The organism is Burkholderia sp. Se-20373, assembly GCF_017104705.1.
Taxonomy (GTDB): Bacteria; Pseudomonadota; Gammaproteobacteria; order Burkholderiales; family Burkholderiaceae; genus Burkholderia.
Genome location: NZ_JAAGPH010000021.1, coordinates 1 through 18,753, shown reverse-complemented (window position 1 = coordinate 18,753; position 18,753 = coordinate 1). Strand labels below are relative to the sequence as shown.

Sequence of the window (18,753 nt, the reverse complement as noted above, 5' to 3'; positions counted from 1 at the left end):
ATTTTGCGTCAAAATTCGGCCGGCGTCCTACTCGATGCCCGCGCCGCCCCTGTCGTTGCCTATTTCTGCCGGCTCTTTTGCCATGACCGCCCTGCCCGCCTCGCCCGATACCGCCCCGGCCCGCCCTCGCGACACCGAGCCGACCGAAGGGAACATCCGCGATCTCGTCTACGCGTTCTACGACCGCGTACGCGCCGATCCACTGCTCGGGCCCGTGTTCGACGCAAAGCTGGCCGGCCGCTGGGACGACCACCTGCCGAAGATGGTCACGTTCTGGTCGAGCCTCGTGCTCGGCACCAAGGGCTATCGTGGCAACGTGCAGCAGGCGCACCAGCCGCTCGACGGGATCGAGCCCGCGCATTTCAGCCGCTGGCTGTCGCTGTTCCTGAAGACCGTCGAGGCGCGCTACGCGCCGCCCGCGGCGATCCGCTTCATGGAGCCTGCGCTGCGGATCGCGCAGAGCCTTCAGTTGAGCCGGTTCGGCTGGGACTATCCGATTCCGCCCGAGCAGCAGGCGCTGCTCGACGCGATCGCGCCGCGCCGTCGCGATGCAGGTGACGATCCGCACGCGTTGCCGTCGCGTGCCCGCGGCGAGCCGTTTCCGACGAAGATCATCGGGCGCAGCAGCAATCCGGACGCGTAACGGGCCACCGACGGGCCGCCGGCGCGCGCGACGCTTCCGCGCATGCGGCATCGCACCGCATTACCCCGGCGCCGTGCTCAGCGCCGCGTATTCCCCGATTCGATGCCCCAGCGCGCGAGCGCGGCATCGTCGGTGCTGCGCGCATCGACCCAGCGCTCGCCCTCCGGCGTGGTTTCCTTCTTCCAGAACGGCGCTTCGGTCTTCAGGTAGTCCATCACGAACTCGCACGACGCGAACGCATCGCCGCGGTGCGACGCGACCGTTGCGACCATCACGATCTGGTCGAGCGGCAGGAGCCTGCCGACGCGGTGCACGATCGCGACGTCGATGCCCGGCCAGCGCCGGCAGGCCTCGGCGGCAATCTTCTCGAGCGCCTTCTCGGTCATCCCCGGATAGTGCTCGAGCGCCATCGCGGCCACCGAATCGCCTTCGTTCAGGTCGCGCACCGTGCCGACGAAGCACGCGACCGCGCCGATCTTCGGGTTGCGCGCACGCAATGCCGCGACCTCGGCACTCAGGTCGAAGTCGTCGGTCTGGATTCGTACCGTTGCCATCGCCCTCGCCTCAACCGCCCGTCACCGGCGGAAAGAACGCGACTTCGCAGCCTTCGGTGAGCCGCGTGTCGGGATCGGTCATCTCGTGGTTGCACGCCATGCGCAGCGCGCGCCCTTCGGCGAGCGTCTCGGCCCATGCCCCGCCGCGCACGCGCAGCCACGTGCGCACGTCGCCCACGGTCGTGACGCTGTCCGGCACGTCGGCCTGCTCGTCGGCCACGCCCAGTGCCTCGCGCACGCTTGCAAAAAATTTCAGTTGAATCTTCATGGTTCGGGAAGCCGTCGCGTTACGACAGCAGTTCGGAAAACGGAATGAAACGCACGGTCTCGCCGGCGCTGATCGCGTGCTGCGGCGGATTGTCGATCAGGCCATCGCCCCACACCGTCGATGTCAGCACCGCCGAGCTCTGGTTCGGGAACAGGTCGAGGCCGCCGGCCGCATTGACGCGCGCACGCAGGAATTCGTTGCGCCGGTCGCCCTTGTTTTGCGAAAAGTCGGCACGCAGCGACAGCGCGCGCGGCGCGACGTCGCGCACGCCGGACAGGCGCAGCAGGAACGGCCGCACGAACAGCAGGAAAGTGACGAAGCTCGACACCGGGTTGCCGGGCAGTCCGATGAAGTGCGCGTCGGGGCGATCGTCGCCGCGGCGCACCGCGCCGTACGCAAGCGGCTTGCCGGGCTTCATCGCGATCTGCCACAGCGCGAGCCGCCCTTCGGCCTCGACGGCCGGCTTCACATGATCCTCGTCGCCGACCGACACGCCACCGCTCGTCAGGATCACGTCGTGATCGCGTGCAGCCTCGCGCAGCGTGTCGCGCGTCGCGGCGAGCGAATCGGGCACGATCCCGTAGTCGGTCACGTGGCAGCCGAGCCGCTCCAGCAGCCCGCGCAGCGTGAACCGGTTCGAGTTGTAGATCGCGCCCGGCTTCAGCGGCTCGCCCGGCATCGTCAGTTCGTCGCCGGTGAAGAACACCGCGACGCGAATCCGGCGCACAACCGGCAACTGCGCGCAGCCGACCGACGCGGCCAGGCCGAGCGCCTGCGGCGTGAGCCGCGTGCCGGCGGGCAGGATCACCGAACCCTGCCGGATATCCGCGCCCTGCGCGGTGATCCATTCGCCGGCCTTCGGCGTGTGCAGGATCTCGACCGCATCGCCGTCGGCCGACGTCTGCTCCTGCATCACGACGGCGTCGGCGCCGGGCGGCACCGTCGCGCCGGTGAAGATCCGCGCGGCCGTGCCGGCAGCGAGCGGCGCGGCCGGATGACCGGCCGGAATGCGCTGCGACACCGGCAGGCGCCGCTCGCCATGCAGCAGGTCGGCGACGCGCACCGCATAGCCGTCCATCGCGCTCGTATGCATCGGCGGCACGTCGAGCGGCGAGCTCACGTCGGCCGTCAGCACGCGGCCGAGCGCGTCGAGCGTGGCGACGGTTTCGGCACCGGGCAACGGCTTCGCGGCATCGAGCAGCGCGGCGAGCGCCTCGGCGGTCGACAGCATCGGCGCACGCGGCGCAGTGGGATTCGGGTTCGACATCGATGGAATCGGGGGTCGTTGGATTCAATACGTCATTGTAGCGACGCCGTCGCGCGGGCGCGCGATATGGCCGACATGCGGAAACTGTGATTCGCACGAACGCGCCAGTCTGACACTTGTTTCGGCGTGGCGCGTCGGTCGCCGCGCGGCACCGCCAAACGAAACGGCCGGAACCCCGATCCGTTCGACGAATCGGCGTTCCGGCCGTCCTGCGCAGCCGGGCCCGCAGGCCCGGCCGTGCGTCATGCGCCCGTATGGGCGGCGATGAAGTCCTTCACTTGCTGCGCGTCGGCCTTCACGACCTCGAAACGCTGCGGCAGCGCCTCGAGCCCGTCGAATGCGGCCGGCCGCTCGGCTTCGCGATCGAGTGCCTCGCGAATCGTCTCGCCGAACTTGATCGGCTGCGCCGTCTCGAGCACGACCATCGGCACGCCCGCGTCGAGATGCTCGCGCGCGACTTTCACGCCGTCGGCGGTGTGCGTATCGATCATCGTGTCGTAGCGCGAGAACACGTCGCGGATCGTCGCGATGCGGTCCGTGTGGCTGCTGCGGCCCGACACGAAACCGAACTCGGCGACGCGCGAGAAATCGCCGCTCGCCGCGAGATCGAAGCCGCCCTTCTCCTCGACGTCGCGGAACAGCTGCATCACGCGCGCCGGATCGCGGCCGAGCAGGTCGAACACGAAGCGCTCGAAGTTCGACGCCTTCGAGATGTCCATGCTCGGGCTGCTCGTGTGATAGGTGTTCTCGGCGCTGCGCACGCGATAGGCGCCCGTGCGGAAGAACTCGTCGAGCACGTCGTTCTCGTTGGTCGCGACCACGAGCTTCGCGATCGGCAACCCCATCATCCGCGCGATGTGGCCGGCGCAGACATTGCCGAAGTTGCCCGACGGCACCGTGAACGACACGCGTTCGTCATTCGACCGGGTGGCCGCGAAGTAACCCTTGAAGTAGTACACGACCTGCGCGACGACACGTGCCCAGTTGATCGAGTTGACCGTGCCGATCTTCTGCCGCGCCTTGAACGCGTGATCGTTCGACACGGCCTTCACGATGTCCTGGCAATCGTCGAACACGCCTTCGACCGCGAGGTTGAAGATGTTCGGATCCTGCAGGCTGAACATCTGGGCCGTCTGGAACGCGCTCATCTTCTTGTGCGGCGACAGCATGAACACGCGCACGCCGGCCTTGCCGCGCATCGCGTATTCGGCTGCGCTGCCCGTGTCGCCGGACGTCGCGCCGAGAATGTTCAGCGACTGCCCGTGCTTCGCGAGCGTGTACTCGAACAGGTTGCCGAGCAACTGCATCGCCATGTCCTTGAACGCGAGCGTCGGGCCGTTCGACAGTTCGAGCAGCGAGATCGGCGCGCCGTTCTCGGTGCCGAGCGTCTTCAGCGGCGTGATGTCGGACGCGTTCTCGCCATGGCGCGTGTTGCGGTACACGTCGGCCGTGTACGTGCGGCGCGTGATCGCGCGCAGGTCGTCGGCCGGCACGTCGTCGCAGAACTTCGACAGGATCTCGAACGCGAGATCCGCATACGACAGCGTGCGCCAGCGCGCGAGCTCGTCGGCGGACACCGTCGGATACTCGGCCGGCAGGTAGAGCCCGCCGTCCTTCGCGAGACCGCCGAGCAGGATGTCGGAGAACGTGTGGCGCTCGCCGATGCCGGCGCCGCGCGTGGAGATGTAGTTCATGTCGTCCTCAGCTCAGTTCAGCGCTTCCATGCGCAGCTTCGTCACCTTCGAGACCACCGTCGCCAGGCTCTCGATCTGCGCGATCGCCGCATTCACGTTCTTCTCGAGCGTGACGTGCGTGATCAGGATGATGTCGGTTTCGCCGTTCGCGCCGTCGATCTGCTCGGACTCCTTCTGCAGCAATGCATCGATCGAGATCCCCGATTCGGCGAGGATGCGCGTGATCGCGGCCAGCACGCCGGTCTGGTCGGCGACGCGCAGGCGCAGGTAGTAGCCGCTCGTCACTTCCTCGATCGGCAAGATCGGCGTGTTCGACAGGCTGTCGGGCTGGAACGCGAGGTGCGGCACGCGATGCTCGGGGTCCGCCGTGTGCAGGCGCGTGACGTCGACGAGATCCGCGACCACGGCCGATGCGGTCGGCTCCGCGCCCGCGCCCTTGCCGTAGTACAGCGTCGTACCGACCGCATCGCCGTGCACGACGACCGCGTTCATCGCGCCTTCGACGTTCGCGAGCAGGCGCTTCTCCGGGATCAGCGTCGGGTGCACGCGCAGCTCGATGCCGTTTTCGGCGCGGCGCGTGATGCCGAGCAGCTTGATCCGGTAGCCGAGTTCTTCCGCGTAGCGGATGTCGGTCGCGTCGAGCTTGCTGATGCCCTCGACGTACGCGCGCTCGAACTGCACCGGCACGCCGAACGCGATCGCGCTCATGATCGTCGCCTTGTGCGCGGCGTCGACGCCTTCGATGTCGAAGGTCGGATCGGCTTCCGCATAGCCGAGCTCCTGCGCCGCCTTCAGCGCGGTCGCGAAGTCGAGCCCGCGATCGCGCATTTCCGACAGGATGTAGTTGGTCGTGCCGTTGATGATGCCCGCGATGTACTGGATGCGGTTCGCGGTCAGGCCTTCGCGCAGCGCCTTGATGATCGGGATGCCGCCGGCGACGGCCGCCTCGAACGCGACCATCACGCCCTTCGCGCGCGCGGCCTCGAAGATCTCGGTGCCGTGCACCGCGAGCAGCGCCTTGTTGGCCGTCACGACGTGCTTGCCGTTCGCGATCGCGCGCAGCACGAGCTCGCGCGCGATGCCCGTGCCGCCGATCATCTCGGCGATGATCGCGATCGACGGATCATCGACGACCGAATTGAAATCGTCGGTGATCTGCGCGGCGCCGGCGTCACCGCCGAGCGCAGCCAGCGCCTTGGCCGGGTTGCGCACGGCAATGCGCGTCACCTCGATGCCGCGCCCCGCGCGTCGCTTGATTTCTTCCTGGTTGCGGCCCAGCACCGTGAAGGTGCCGCTGCCCACCGTGCCGAAGCCCAACAGGCCAACTTTGATCGGTTCCATGCTGCGTGTGATCGAATGAGTAAGTAGTAGTGAGTTCCGTGTGGCCGTGCCGCTCAGGCCGAATGGCGCTTGCGGTAGCCGTCGAGGAAGCGTGCGATCCGGTTGATCGAATCGGTCAGGTCGTCGAGATTCGGCAGGAAGACCACGCGGAAGTGATCCGGCGTCGTCCAGTTGAAGCCCGTGCCCTGTACCAGCAATACGCGCTCCTCGAGCAGCAGGTCGAGAATGAACTGCTGGTCGTTCTGGATCGGATAAAGCTTCGGGTCGAGGCGCGGGAACATGTACAGCGCGGCCTGCGGCTTCACGCAGGTCACGCCCGGGATCGACGTGAGCATGTCGTACGCGAGTTCGCGCTGCTTGTACAGGCGCCCGCTCGGCACGATCAGTTCGTTGATGCTCTGGTAGCCGCCGAGCGCCGTCTGGATCGCGAACTGCCCGGGCACGTTCGCGCACAGGCGCATCGACGACAGGATGCCGAGCCCCTCGAGATAATCCTTCGCGTGCCGGCGGTTGTCGCCGCCGAGGCCCGACACGGCCATCCAGCCCGCGCGGTAGCCGCACGAGCGATAGCTCTTCGACAGGCTGTTGAACGTGACGGTGATCACGTCCTCCGACAGCGAACCCAGCGCCGTGTGCTCGAGGCCGTCGTAGACGATCTTGTCGTACACCTCGTCGGCGAACACGATCAGCCCGTGCTGGCGCGCGATCTCGAGCAGTTCGAGCAGCAATTCGTCCGAATAAAGCGCGCCCGTCGGGTTGTTCGGGTTGATCACGACGAGCGCCTTCGTGTTCGGCGTGATCTTGCGGCGGATGTCGTCGAGATCGGGCATCCACGCGTTCTGCTCGTCGCAGACGTAATGCACCGGCGTGCCGCCCGACAGGCTGACCGCCGCCGTCCACAGCGGGTAGTCGGGCGCAGGCAGCAGCACTTCGTCGCCGTCGTTCAGCAGCGCCTGGGTCGCCATCACGATCAGCTCGGACGCGCCGTTGCCGATGTAGATGTCGTCGAGGCCGACGCCCACGACGCCCTTTTCCTGCGTGTAGTGCATCACGGCCTTGCGCGCCGAGAACACGCCCTTCGAATCCGAATAGCCGGACGACGTCGGCAGGTTGCGGATCATGTCCTGGATGATCTCGTCCGGCGCGTCGAAACCGAACGGCGCGAGGTTGCCGATGTTCAGCTTGATGATGCGGTGGCCTTCTTCCTCGAGGCGCTTCGCGTGCTCGAGCACCGGGCCACGGATGTCGTAGCAGACGTTGAGCAGCTTGTTCGACTTCTGAATCGGTTTCACGACGACACGGTTCCTGGGTTGGCCTTGCGGCCGGGGGGACGGGATCAAAACTGGAAAGCGGCCGGTCTGTGCGCGCTGTCTAGACTGGGAAAAAGCGGGCGGTCGGGCGCGGCTTGTGGCGACGCGCGACGCAAGTGGCGCCCGGGGGCGACCAAAAAGTTATAATTTAGCGGATTTTGGCTGACTTTCGCAATGCACCATAGCTGCGCCGGGCCCGCGCCGTCAGGCGTCCCGCGTGCTCGGGCAAGCGAAACCGGCCGTCCGGGCCCGTGTGGCCCTGCGATACATTCCCCTACGGAACCGCGGAATACCGATTTGAAACTGCACCAGGACGCGAGCGGCGCGCTCAACACCGTCACCGGCTACGGCCCCGATTATGTCGACGTCAATCTCGAACGCCATGAAACGAGCGTCATCGTGCTGCCCGGCGCGCCGGTCCAGGCATGGCCCGTGTCGTCGTTCGACGCGCTCGCGCCCGAGCATTTCGCGATGCTGCTCGACCCGACACCCGAACTCGTGATCTTCGGCAGCGGCGCGCGGCTGCGCTTCCCGCACCCGCGGCTCGTCGCGGCGCTCACGGCGAAGCGGATCGGCGTCGAGACGATGGATTTCCAGGCTGCCTGCCGCACCTACAACATCCTGATGGCCGAGGGCCGCAAAGTCGCCGCCGCGCTCTTAATTGAACGTTAATCCCGGATGCGGTAAAACTCGGGCCGGCGCAGCGGGTCGATCCCCCGGATCGGCCCGGCCAGCCGCCCGCCCCCGGCGCAAACCCGCCGGCGGCCCGTCACAACAACCAACAGGCTGAAAATCCATGAACGATACGCCGTCGAGGCTACCGCTCAATCGCATCACGCTCGTCCTCCTCGTCATCGCGCTCGCGATCGTCTGGTTCGCGCCGCTCGGGCTGCGCCACCTGATCCCGAGCGACGAAGGCCGCTATGCGGAAATGGCGCGCGAGATGTTCGTCACCGGCGACTGGATCACGCCGCGCTACAACGGCTACAAGTATTTCGAGAAGCCGCCGCTGCAGACCTGGCTGAATGCGCTCACGTTCGCGTGGTTCGGCATCGGCGAATGGCAGGCACGCCTCTATACGGCCGTCGCGAGCTTCGCCGGCATCGTGCTGGTCGGCTACACCGGCGCGCGCCTGTTCAACCCGCTGTCGGGCTTCCTCGCCGCCGTCGTGCTCGCGTCGTCGCCGTACTGGAACCTGATGGGTCACTTCAACGCGCTCGACATGGGGCTCGCGTTCTGGATGGCGCTGTCGCTTTGCTCGCTGCTGCTCGCGCAGCGGCCCGGGCTGCGCCCGGCCGCGGCACGCGGCTGGATGTGGGCGTGCTGGGCCGCGATGGCGTTCGCGGTGCTGTCGAAGGGCCTCGTCGGCCTGATCCTGCCCGGCGCCGTGCTCGTGCTCTATACGCTGATCGCGCGCGACTGGGCGATGTGGAAGCGCTTGTACCTGGTGAGCGGTCTCGTGATCTTCTTCGCGATCGTCACGCCGTGGTTCGTGCTCGTCCAGCAGCGCAACCCCGAGTTCTTCAACTTCTTCTTCATCGTCCAGCAGTTCCGCCGGTACCTGACCCCGGAACAGAACCGCCCGGGCCCGCTCTACTACTTCGTGCCCGTGCTGCTGGTCGGCTTCCTGCCGTGGCTGTCGGTCGCGTGGCAGAGCATCCGCCATGCGCTGCGGATGCCGCGCCAGCCGAACGGCTTCTCGCCGATGCTCGTGCTGCTGATCTGGAGCGCATTCATCTTCCTGTTCTTCAGCGCGTCGCATTCGAAGCTGATCTCGTACGTGCTGCCGGTCGCGCCGGCGCTCGCGCTGATCATCGGCGCGTACCTGCCGCTGATCAGCGCCGACCGGTTCCGCCGCCACCTGCTCGGCTACCTCGTGTTCCTCGTCGTCGCGGCGTTCGGAATCATCTTCCTTGCCTACCAGGGCGATGCCCGCACGCCGAACGCGCTGTACCGCGCGTTCCAGATGTGGCTGTACGCGGGCCTCGCGGTCGCAGCCGTGCTGACCCTCGCGGCCGCATGGCTGAACCGCCGCACGGGCGTGGCCGCCGCGATCGCCGCATTCGGCGCCGCCTGGCTCGCGTTCGGCACGATCGGCGGCACCGGTCACGACGAATTCGGCCGCTACAGCTCCGGCGCGCTGCTCGCGCCCACCGTGCGCGCCGAACTGGCGAAACTGCCGGCCGACACGCCGTTCTACTCGATCGAGATGCTCGATCACACGTTCCCGTTCTACATGGGCCACACGACGATCATGGTCCAGCGCCAGGACGAGCTCGCGTTCGGGATCTCGATGGAGCCGAACAAGTGGATTCCGACCGTCGACGAGTGGATCACGCGCTGGAAGCAGGAAACCCATGCGCTCGCGATCATGCCGCCCGGCGAGTACGACATCCTGGTCAAGCAAGGCGTGCCGATGCGCGTGATTGCACGCGACAACCGCCGCGTGATCGTCGAGAAACCGCAATCGTAAGGACGCCCGCTGCATGAATCCCGTTTCGTTCGTCTGCATCATCACCGGCGTGATGCTCAACGCCTGTGCGCAACTTCTGCTGAAAGCCGGCGTCAACGCCGTTGGACACTTCGAATTCAGCCGTGCGAACATCATCCCGGTCGGCCTGAAGATCGCAACCCAATTGCCGATCATCGGCGGCCTCGGCTGCTACGTGCTGAGCGTCGTGGTCTGGATCGTCGGGCTGTCGCGGGTCGACGTGTCGATCGCGTACCCGATGCTGTCGCTCGGCTACGTCGTCAACGCATTCGCGGCCTGGTACCTGTTCGGCGAAGTGCTGTCGGTCCAGCGGCTCGTCGGCATCGGCATCATCCTGATCGGCGTGCTGGTGCTCGCGCGAAGCTGAGCACGGCCGCCGCGCGCATTAAGCGTCTGCCTACAAAAAATCACGGTGCGATTCCGCCAACCGGTGTTTAATGCCGGTTTCGGCCGGGATCGCCCGACCCTTTTATTACACGCCATTACAGGCCAAAACGTACATGAGCCAGACTACCGCTCCGTTTCTGCCGTTCACCCGCCCCGAGATCGATGAGGAAACCATCCAGGGCGTCGTCGACGTGCTGCGCTCGGGCTGGATCACCACCGGCCCGCAGAACCAGAAATTCGAAGCGGCGCTGTCCGAGTACTGCGGCGGCCGCCCGGTCCGCGCGTTCAATTCGGGTACCTGCACGCTGGAGATCGGCCTGCGCATCGCGGGCGTCGGCCCCGGCGACGAAGTCATCACGACGCCGGCATCGTGGGTCTCGACCAGCAACGTGATCCTCGAGACGGGCGCGACGCCCGTGTTCGCCGACATCGATCCCGTCACGCGCAACATCGATCTCGACAAGCTCGAGCAGGCGATCACGCCGCGCACGAAGGCCATCATCCCCGTGTTCCTGTCCGGCCTGCCGGTCGACATGGACCGCCTGTACGCCATTGCGCGCGCGCACAAGCTGCGCGTGATCGAGGATGCGGCGCAGGCGTTCGGCTCGACGTGGAACGGCAAGCGCATCGGCGCGATCGGCGACATCGTGTCGTTCAGCTTCCACGCGAACAAGAACCTGACGACGATCGAAGGCGGCGCACTCGTGCTGAACAACGAGGAAGAAGCGACGCTCGCGCAGAAGTACCGGCTGCAGGGCATCACGCGCACGGGCTTCGACGGGATGGACTGCGACGTGCTCGGCGGCAAGTACAACCTGACCGACGTCGCCGCGCGCGTCGGCCTCGGCCAGTTGCCGCACATCGAACGCTTCACCGCGCAGCGCCGCGCGCTTGCGCGTGCCTACTTCGCCGAATTCGACGGCAGTGCGGCCGTGAAGCTCGGCGTCGGCCTGCCGATCGCCGAATTCGAGAACGGCAACTGGCACATGTTCCTGATCACGCTGCCGCTCGAGCGCCTGACGATCACCCGCGCCGAGTTCATGGCGCAGATGAAGGAACGCGGCATCGGCACGGGCATCCACTACCCGGCGATCCATCTTTTCACGCTGTACCGTGCACGCGGTTTCAAGGAGGGCATGTTCCCCCACGCCGAACGGTACGGCGCGTCGACCGTCACGCTGCCGCTCTTCACGCAGATGACGGACGGCGACGTGCGTCGCGTGGTCGACGCCATCAACCAGATTTGCGAACAATACGGAAAATAAGCGTACATGAGTCACCTTGAAGCACGCGCCGGGCATCCGGCCGCCGGGCACCTGGACGCCGGCCGGCCCGAAGTATCGGTCATCATCCCCGTGTACAACGAGGAAGACGGCCTCGCTGCGCTGTTCGCGCGGCTGTATCCGGCGCTCGACGCACTCGACACGTCATACGAAGTGATCCTGATCAACGACGGCAGCCGCGACCGCTCGGCCGCGATGCTCGCCGATCAGTTCCACGTCCGTCCCGACACGACGCGCATCGTGCTGCTCAACGGCAACTACGGCCAGCACATGGCGATCCTCGCCGGCTTCGCGCAATCGCGCGGCGAGATCGTCATCACGCTCGACGCCGACCTGCAGAACCCGCCCGAGGAAATCGGCAAGCTGATCGCGAAGATGCGCGAGGGCTACGACTACGTCGGCTCGATCCGCAAGCAGCGCCAGGACAGCCTGTGGCGGCGCAAGGCGTCGCAGATGATGAACCGCCTGCGCGAGCGCATCACACGCATCAAGATGACCGACCAGGGCTGCATGCTGCGCGCATACAGCCGCCGCATCATCGACACGATCAACGTGTGCGGCGAAGTCAACACGTTCATCCCCGCCCTCGCGTACACGTTCGCGCAGAAACCGACCGAGATCGAGGTCGCGCACGAGGAGCGCTTCGCCGGCGAGTCGAAGTACTCGCTGTACAGCCTGATCCGGCTGAACTTCGACCTCGTGACGGGCTTCTCGGTCGTGCCGCTGCAGTGGCTGTCGTTCATCGGCGTGATCCTGTCGCTCGGCTCCGCCGCGCTGTTCGTGCTGCTGCTCGTGCGACGCTTCATCGTCGGCGCGGAAGTGCAAGGCGTGTTCACGCTGTTCGCCATCACGTTCTTCCTGCTCGGCGTGATCATCTTCGCGCTCGGCCTGCTCGGCGAGTACGTCGGCCGCATCTACCAGCAGGTGCGTGCACGCCCGCGCTACCTGATCCAGGCCGTGCTCGAGCAGCACGACGGCGTGCCGCCGGTGCCAGCGGCCGGCGCGAACCGCACGGGTGCCGCGCAATGAAGCCGCGCGCAGTCGTCTTCGCCTATCACAACGTCGGCGTGCGCTGCCTGCAGGTGCTGCTCGCGCGCGGCGTCGACGTCGCGCTCGTCGTCACGCACGAGGACAACCCGAACGAGAACATCTGGTTCGGCAGCGTCGCATCCGTCGCGGCTGAGCACGGCATTCCGGTCGTCACGCCGGCCGATCCCGCCGATCCGGCGCTGCGCCGCGCGGTATCCGACGCGCAGCCGGACTTCATCTTCTCGTTCTACTACCGGCACATGCTGCCGGTGGACCTGCTCGCGATCGCGCCGAAGGGCGCGTACAACATGCACGGGTCGCTGCTGCCGAAATACCGGGGTCGGGTACCGACCAACTGGGCGGTGCTGAACGGCGAAACCGAAACCGGTGCGACGCTGCACGAGATGGCGGCGAAACCCGACGCCGGCGCGATCGTCGGCCAGACCGCGGTGCCGATCCTGCCGGACGACACGGCCACGCAGGTGTTCGACAAGGTCACGGTAGCCGCCGAGCAGACGCTCTGGCGCGTGCTGCCCGCGCTGCTCGCGGGCGAGGCGCCGCACCTGCCGAACGATCTCTCGACCGGCAGCTACTACGGCGGGCGCAAGCCCGAGGACGGCCGCGTCGACTGGTCGAAGCCGGCCGCGCAGGTCTACAACCTGGTGCGCGCGGTCGCGCCTCCGTATCCGGGCGCGTTCACGGACGTCCACGGCACGCGTTTCGTGATCGCGCGCGCGCGCCTGGCGGCGCCCGGCAGCGCGGCGACAGCCGCCGCGGCAGATTTGCCGCCCGGCCTGCACGTAAGCGATAATGCGCTATTCGGCGTCTGCGGCGACAGCCGCGCCCTATCCATTCTCGAGCTGTGGCAGCAGCGCGACGGCAGCGAAACCGTCGTGACGCCCGCGGAATTCGCGCAGTTCATTCATTCTTCCCGTCATTCATGAAAGCAAAAAAAGTCCTGATCCTGGGTGTGAACGGCTTCATCGGCCATCACCTGTCGAAGCGCATTCTTGAAACCACCGATTGGGAAGTGTTCGGCATGGACATGCAGACCGATCGGCTGGGCGACCTCGTCAACCACGAGCGGATGCATTTCTTCGAAGGCGACATCACGATCAACAAGGAGTGGGTCGAGTATCACGTGAAGAAGTGCGACGTGATCCTGCCGCTCGTCGCGATCGCAACGCCCGCCACCTACGTCCAGCAGCCGCTGCGCGTGTTCGAACTCGACTTCGAGGCGAACCTGCCGATCGTGCGTTCGGCCGTCAAGTACGGCAAGCACCTCGTGTTCCCGTCGACCTCCGAGGTCTACGGCATGTGCTCGGACGAGCAGTTCGACCCGGATGCATCGGCCCTCACCTACGGCCCGATCAACAAGCCGCGCTGGATCTACGCGTGCTCGAAGCAGCTGATGGACCGCGTGATCTGGGGCTACGGGATGGAAGGCCTGAACTTCACGCTGTTCCGCCCGTTCAACTGGATTGGCCCGGGCCTCGACTCGATCTACACGCCGAAGGAAGGCAGCTCGCGCGTGGTCACGCAGTTCCTCGGCCACATCGTGCGCGGCGAGAACATCAGCCTCGTCGACGGCGGCTCGCAGAAGCGCGCGTTCACCGACATCGGCGACGGCATCAGCGCGCTGATGAAGATCATCGAGAACAAGGACGGCGTCGCGTCGGGCAAGATCTACAACATCGGGAATCCGAAGAACAACTTCTCGGTTCGCGAACTCGCGCACAAGATGCTCGAACTGGCGGCGGAATTCCCCGAGTACGCCGATTCGGCCAAGCAGGTGAAGCTCGTCGAGACGACGTCCGGCGCCTACTACGGCAACGGCTACCAGGACGTGCAGAACCGCGTGCCGAAGATCGACAACACGATGCAGGAACTCGGCTGGGCGCCGCAAGCGACGTTCGACGACGCGCTGCGCAACATCTTCGAAGCGTATCGCGGCCACGTCGCCGACGCACGCGCGCTCGTCGAACAGCAAGGCTGATCGGGACGTTCGCTTGGCTCGCATCGTCCTCAAGATCGACGTCGACACGCTGCGCGGCACGCGCGAAGGCGTGCCGAACCTCGCGCGCATCTTCGACCGCTTCAATGCGCGCGCGACCTTCCTCTTCAGCCTCGGGCCCGATCACACGGGCTGGGCACTGCGGCGCGTGTTCCGCCCCGGCTTCCTGAAGAAAGTGTCGCGCACGTCGGTGGTCGAGCACTACGGCGTGAAGCAGCTGATGTACGGCGTGCTGCTGCCGGGCCCCGACATCGGCCGCCGCGCGATCGCCGACATGCGCGCGATCCATGAGGCCGGCTTCGAATGCGGGATCCACACGTGGGATCACGTGTACTGGCAGGACAACGTCCGCGCGCGCGATCGCGACTGGACCGCGCGTGAAATGCAGAAGAGTCACGCGCGCTTCATCGACGTCTTCGGCGCGCCGCCCGTCACGCACGGCGCGGCCGGCTGGCAGATGAACGATTCCGCGTTCGAGCAGATCGACGCATGGGGAATGCGCTACGCTTCCGACGGCCGCGGCCATTCGCCGTACCTGCCCGTCGTCAACGGCCGCACGCTGTCGCACGTGCAGATGCCCACCACGTTGCCGACGCTCGACGAAGTGCTCGGCATCGACGGCATCGACACGCACAACGTCGCCGCGCACATCCTCAAGTTCACCGAAACCAATCCGCACGACCAAGTGTTCACGCTGCATGCGGAGCTGGAAGGCCAGAAGCTTGCGCCCGTGTTCGAGCAACTGCTCGCCGGCTGGCGCGCGCAAGGCCACACGTTCGCGACGATGGGCGACTACCACGCGACGCTGGACCGCGACTCGCTGCCATCGTACCCTGTCACGTGGGGCGAAATCCCCGGCCGCTCCGGCGAACTGATCGTCCAGCCCGACTGAGTTCGCACGAGCCGGCGTCGCCGCTCCGCCCGTGCGGCGTGCTGCCGCGACGCCCCGCCGAACCGCGCCGCCGCAGCGGCGCCTTTCCATAACAACAGGAGAAACACGTGTCCGTCGAAGTTGACCGTCAAGTTCCCGATTTCACCGCACCGGCCACGGGCGGCGACATTTCGCTGTCCGACCTGAAGGGCAAGAAACTCGTGCTGTACTTCTATCCGAAGGACAACACGCCGGGCTGCACGACCGAAGGGCTGCAGTTCCGCGATCTCTATCCGAAATTCAAGAAAGCCGGTGCGGAAGTCATCGGCGTGTCGCGCGACAGCCTGCGCTCGCATGACAATTTCAAGGCAAAGCTCGAACTGCCGTTCCCGCTGATTTCCGATGCCGACGAAGCGCTGTGCGCGCTGTTCGATGTCATCAAGATGAAGAAAATGTATGGCAAGGAAGTGCGCGGAATCGAGCGCTCCACGTTCCTGATCGACACCGACGGCGTGCTTCGCCAGGCATGGCGCGGCATCAAGGTACCGGGTCACGTGGACGACGTGCTAAGTGCTGTACAAGCGCTTTGAGGCGCGTTATATTGGGCCGCAATGAATGCCAGTTCGCCCCATATTTCTCGTAGCTGCGCCGGTGCTCGTTGCGATGCTTGCCGGCACCTGACGCGCATTACGACCGTATCAGCTGAGCCGCATGCCTCTATCGACGAGGCAGCGGCTTTTTTTATGGATTGCGCGCCGGGCCTCGGTCCGGCCCTCACCGCGTCAAGGAGCTGATCGACACTTAGGCGAACCGGCTAGACGAACTTCCTGTGCGCCACCGCGCGCAAACTGCATGCGTCTACGTCACGCAGGATGCGATCAGCGGCGCACGCCATGCGACACGATTCCTCCCGAGGGACACCATGCCTTTGCCTACCCCCCCCAGCAAGCTCGGCAGCCTGCTGCCGCCCGACGAATACAAGGCGAAAGCGCGGCCCGCGAAAGCCGCGAAGAAATCCGCCGAAGGGGACGCATCCACAGCCGGTGACTTTGGTCCGGCGAGCGTGGCCCAACCGATGACCGAAGCCGCGAACACGGCCGCGCCTTTGCGCGCCGTCGCGTCTTCGGCGCAAGATGCCGCGAGCGCCCCCGCACGCGGCCGCAAGACCAAACAGACGGCTGCCCTGCTGCAGCCGATGCCGGCGCCCGCCGAACCCGCGGCACCCGTCATTGCACGCAACGACAAACCGGCTGCCGACAAACCGGCCGCCGCACCGGCGCGCGATACCGGCGCCGCGACGAAGTCGCGCAGCCGCAAGCCCGCCGAAGCCGAACTGCAGAAACTGTTCGTGCTCGACACCAACGTGCTGATGCACGACCCGAGCAGCCTCTTCCGCTTCGAGGAACACGACGTCTATCTGCCGATGATGACGCTCGAGGAGCTCGACAACCACAAGAAGGGGATGTCCGAAGTCGCGCGCAACGCACGCCAGGTCAGCCGCACGCTCGACGCGCTCGTCGCCGATGCCGGCCCGATCACGGCCGGCATCCCGCTGTCGCGCCTCGGCAGCCGCGAGGCGCTCGGCCGCCTGTACTTCCAGACGAAGCTGGCGGACATCGCGCCCGTCGAAGGCTTGCCCGAAGGCAAGGCCGACAACCAGATCCTCGGCGTCGTGCGCGCGCTGCAGCGCGACCGCCCCGATCGCCAGGTCGTGCTGGTGTCGAAAGACATCAACATGCGGATCAAGGCGCACGCGCTCAGCCTGCCCGCGGAAGACTACTTCAACGACCAGGTGCTCGAGGATAAAGACCTCCTGTACAACGGCGTGCGCGAACTGCCGCAGGACTTCTGGACCAAGCATGCGAAGGGCATGGAGAGCTGGCAGGACACCAAGACGGGCACCACGTACTACCGCGTGACCGGCCCGCTCGTCGCGTCGATGCTCGTCAACGAGTTCGTCTATCTCGAGCCGCAAAACGGCGAGCCGACGTTCCATGCGATCGTCCGCGAGCTGAACGGCAAGACGGCGCTGCTGCAGACGCTGCGCGACTACAGCCACCACAAGAACAACGTGTGGGGCATCACCGCGCGCAACCGCGAGCAGAATTTCGCGCTGAACCTGCTGATGAACCCCGAGATCGACTTCGTCACGCTGCTCGGCCAGGCCGGCACCGGCAAGACGCTCGTCGCGCTCGCGGCCGGCCTCGCGCAGGTGCTCGACGACAAGCGCTACAACGAGATCATCGTGACGCGCGCGACCGTGCCCGTCGGCGAGGACATCGGTTTCCTGCCTGGCACCGAGGAAGAGAAGATGCAGCCGTGGATGGGCGCATTCGACGACAACCTCGAAGTGCTGCAGAAGACCGACGACGCCGCCGGCGAATGGGGCCGTGCCGCGACGCAGGAACTGATCCGTTCGCGCCTGAAGGTGAAGAGCATGAACTTCATGCGCGGCCGTACGTTCGTCGACAAGTACCTGATCATCGACGAGGCGCAGAACCTGACGCCGAAGCAGATGAAGACGCTCGTCACGCGCGCCGGCCCGGGCACGAAGATCGTGTGCCTCGGCAACATCGCGCAGATCGACACGCCTTACCTGACCGAAGGCAGCTCGGGCCTCACGTACGTCGTCGACCGCTTCAAGGGCTGGGGCCACAGCGGCCACGTGACGCTCGCGCGTGGCGAACGCTCGCGGCTCGCCGACTACGCGTCGGACATCCTGTAACGCGGCAGGCCGGCCCGTCGGCCGGCTGTCGACGCATCGCGGCGCTCCTGTCAGGAGCGCCGTTTTTATTTGGGGTCGAAGACATAAGTAACGCTTCGTCACGCAACAATGCAGTTTACGCGCGAAACTTCAAGTAAATTCTCAAGAATGGTTGCTTAAGCCCCGCCGGAGCGTCTACCATCGGGTCTGTCTGTTGTCATACGATTCGCAAGCGCGCCGCGCTTGCCCGCCTTGCCATGCTTCGAATTTGGGTCCCCGTCGCCATCGTTTCCCTGCTTGCGGCCTGCTCCAGCGTGCCGCCGCAGTCGACATCGCGCTCCGATTCGGGCATGAGGATCACGACGCCGCGCGCGTTCCCCGCCCCCGCCAATTTCCCGAAATTCGTCGATCACAGCGTCGGCCAGGAAGAAATCTCGATCCAGGCGATGAGCCTCGTCGGCGTCCCGTATCGCTGGGGCGGCAACACGCCGACGAGCGGCTTCGACTGCAGCGGGCTCGTACGCTACGTGATCGGCCGGGCGGCCGACGTGAACCTGCCCCGCACGACGGCCGACATGAGCGGCCGCGGCGTGGCGATCGAGCCCGACCAGATCGCGCCGGGCGACCTGATCTTCTTCAATACGACCGGACGGCCGCATTCGCACGTCGGCATCTATGTCGGCAAGCTGCGCTTCGTCAACGCACCGTCGACGGGCGGCACCGTGCGGCTCGACTACCTGACGAACCCGTACTGGGCCAAGCGTTTCGACGGCATTCGCCGCGTCGCGCCGCCGCGCGGGGCGCCAACGCCGTTCGATGCACCGACCTACGAGGCGAAGCGCGACGAGCCGCGCAGCGCGCCGGCGGCCGCACCGGCCCCGGTGGTCGTGACTGCCG

18 protein-coding genes and 1 pseudogene are annotated in these 18,753 nt (G+C 66.3%); 12 read left to right on the top strand and 7 right to left on the bottom strand.

Features of this window, described 5'->3' with window-relative positions; translation table 11 throughout:
* The first annotated feature begins 82 nt into the window (after positions 1-82).
* Positions 83-643 carry a group III truncated hemoglobin gene (locus G3N96_RS10240; protein ID WP_206137116.1) on the top strand — a complete coding sequence of 187 codons (561 nt, stop codon included), beginning with the start codon at positions 83-85 and terminating at the stop codon, positions 641-643.
* A 77-nt stretch (positions 644-720) separates the two neighbouring features.
* On the opposite strand, the gene G3N96_RS10235 is transcribed toward G3N96_RS10240, so the two are convergent.
* The 6 genes from G3N96_RS10235 to G3N96_RS10210 all read right to left on the bottom strand — a co-directional run bounded on the left by G3N96_RS10235 (position 721) and on the right by G3N96_RS10210 (position 7,059).
* A complete protein-coding gene (locus G3N96_RS10235; RefSeq protein ID WP_206137115.1) occupies positions 721-1,197 on the bottom strand; it encodes a molybdenum cofactor biosynthesis protein MoaE in 477 nt (158 codons plus the stop codon).
* A 10-nt stretch (positions 1,198-1,207) separates the two neighbouring features.
* Positions 1,208-1,465, bottom strand: coding sequence for a molybdopterin converting factor subunit 1 (gene moaD / locus G3N96_RS10230; protein ID WP_206137114.1), 258 nt, complete (start codon positions 1,463-1,465; stop codon positions 1,208-1,210).
* A gap of 19 nt (positions 1,466-1,484) precedes the next feature.
* Positions 1,485-2,732 carry a gephyrin-like molybdotransferase Glp gene (gene glp, locus G3N96_RS10225; protein ID WP_206137113.1) on the bottom strand — a complete coding sequence of 416 codons (1,248 nt, stop codon included), beginning with the start codon at positions 2,730-2,732 and terminating at the stop codon, positions 1,485-1,487.
* A gap of 242 nt (positions 2,733-2,974) precedes the next feature.
* Positions 2,975-4,426: a threonine synthase gene (gene thrC, locus G3N96_RS10220; RefSeq protein WP_206137112.1), complete on the bottom strand. Its 1,452-nt coding sequence runs from the start codon at positions 4,424-4,426 to the stop codon at positions 2,975-2,977.
* A 12-nt stretch (positions 4,427-4,438) separates the two neighbouring features.
* Complete coding sequence (locus G3N96_RS10215; RefSeq protein WP_206137111.1) at positions 4,439-5,767, bottom strand: homoserine dehydrogenase; 1,329 nt, start codon at positions 5,765-5,767, stop codon at positions 4,439-4,441.
* A gap of 53 nt (positions 5,768-5,820) precedes the next feature.
* On the bottom strand, positions 5,821-7,059 hold the full coding sequence (locus G3N96_RS10210; protein ID WP_089425584.1) for a pyridoxal phosphate-dependent aminotransferase: 1,239 nt from the start codon (positions 7,057-7,059) through the stop codon (positions 5,821-5,823).
* A gap of 315 nt (positions 7,060-7,374) precedes the next feature.
* On the opposite strand from G3N96_RS10210, the gene G3N96_RS10205 reads away from it, so the two are divergent.
* The 9 genes from G3N96_RS10205 to G3N96_RS10165 all read left to right on the top strand — a co-directional run bounded on the left by G3N96_RS10205 (position 7,375) and on the right by G3N96_RS10165 (position 15,742).
* Positions 7,375-7,749, top strand: coding sequence for an Mth938-like domain-containing protein (locus G3N96_RS10205; RefSeq protein ID WP_041492864.1), 375 nt, complete (start codon positions 7,375-7,377; stop codon positions 7,747-7,749).
* A 124-nt stretch (positions 7,750-7,873) separates the two neighbouring features.
* Positions 7,874-9,550: a glycosyltransferase family 39 protein gene (locus G3N96_RS10200; protein ID WP_206137110.1), complete on the top strand. Its 1,677-nt coding sequence runs from the start codon at positions 7,874-7,876 to the stop codon at positions 9,548-9,550.
* A gap of 13 nt (positions 9,551-9,563) precedes the next feature.
* Complete coding sequence (locus G3N96_RS10195) at positions 9,564-9,935, top strand: EamA family transporter (RefSeq protein WP_011352303.1); 372 nt, start codon at positions 9,564-9,566, stop codon at positions 9,933-9,935.
* 133 nt (positions 9,936-10,068) lie between these two features.
* Entirely contained in the window at positions 10,069-11,220 is a 1,152-nt protein-coding gene (locus G3N96_RS10190; RefSeq protein ID WP_206137109.1) for a DegT/DnrJ/EryC1/StrS aminotransferase family protein, read from the top strand.
* A 6-nt stretch (positions 11,221-11,226) separates the two neighbouring features.
* Positions 11,227-12,267, top strand: a complete 1,041-nt coding sequence (locus tag G3N96_RS10185) for a glycosyltransferase (protein ID WP_206137108.1) — start codon at positions 11,227-11,229, stop codon at positions 12,265-12,267.
* Complete coding sequence (locus tag G3N96_RS10180; RefSeq protein WP_206137107.1) at positions 12,264-13,211, top strand: formyltransferase; 948 nt, start codon at positions 12,264-12,266, stop codon at positions 13,209-13,211. Before G3N96_RS10185 ends, G3N96_RS10180 begins: the two co-directional genes overlap by 4 nt.
* Positions 13,208-14,263: a bifunctional UDP-4-keto-pentose/UDP-xylose synthase gene (locus tag G3N96_RS10175; RefSeq protein WP_006482864.1), complete on the top strand. Its 1,056-nt coding sequence runs from the start codon at positions 13,208-13,210 to the stop codon at positions 14,261-14,263. Before G3N96_RS10180 ends, G3N96_RS10175 begins: the two co-directional genes overlap by 4 nt.
* A 13-nt stretch (positions 14,264-14,276) precedes the next feature.
* Positions 14,277-15,173: a polysaccharide deacetylase family protein gene (locus G3N96_RS10170; protein WP_124583668.1), complete on the top strand. Its 897-nt coding sequence runs from the start codon at positions 14,277-14,279 to the stop codon at positions 15,171-15,173.
* Between the two features lie 107 nt (positions 15,174-15,280).
* Positions 15,281-15,742: a peroxiredoxin gene (locus tag G3N96_RS10165; RefSeq protein ID WP_124583670.1), complete on the top strand. Its 462-nt coding sequence runs from the start codon at positions 15,281-15,283 to the stop codon at positions 15,740-15,742.
* Between the two features lie 192 nt (positions 15,743-15,934).
* Here G3N96_RS10165 and G3N96_RS39850 read toward each other — a convergent pair.
* A pseudogene (locus tag G3N96_RS39850) lies at positions 15,935-16,179 on the bottom strand (hypothetical protein); the annotation flags it as partial.
* On the opposite strand from G3N96_RS39850, the gene G3N96_RS10160 reads away from it, so the two are divergent.
* Together G3N96_RS10160 and G3N96_RS10155 are read left to right on the top strand one after the other, a co-directional pair.
* Positions 16,075-17,877 (top strand): PhoH family protein, encoded by a 1,803-nt coding sequence (locus G3N96_RS10160; RefSeq protein WP_206137106.1) that lies wholly within the window; start codon positions 16,075-16,077, stop codon positions 17,875-17,877. The pseudogene G3N96_RS39850 and the gene G3N96_RS10160 sit on opposite strands and share 105 nt — an antisense overlap.
* Positions 17,878-18,113: 236 nt before the next feature.
* A partial coding sequence (locus G3N96_RS10155; RefSeq protein ID WP_206137105.1) for a C40 family peptidase occupies positions 18,114-18,753 on the top strand: 640 nt, incomplete at its 3' end.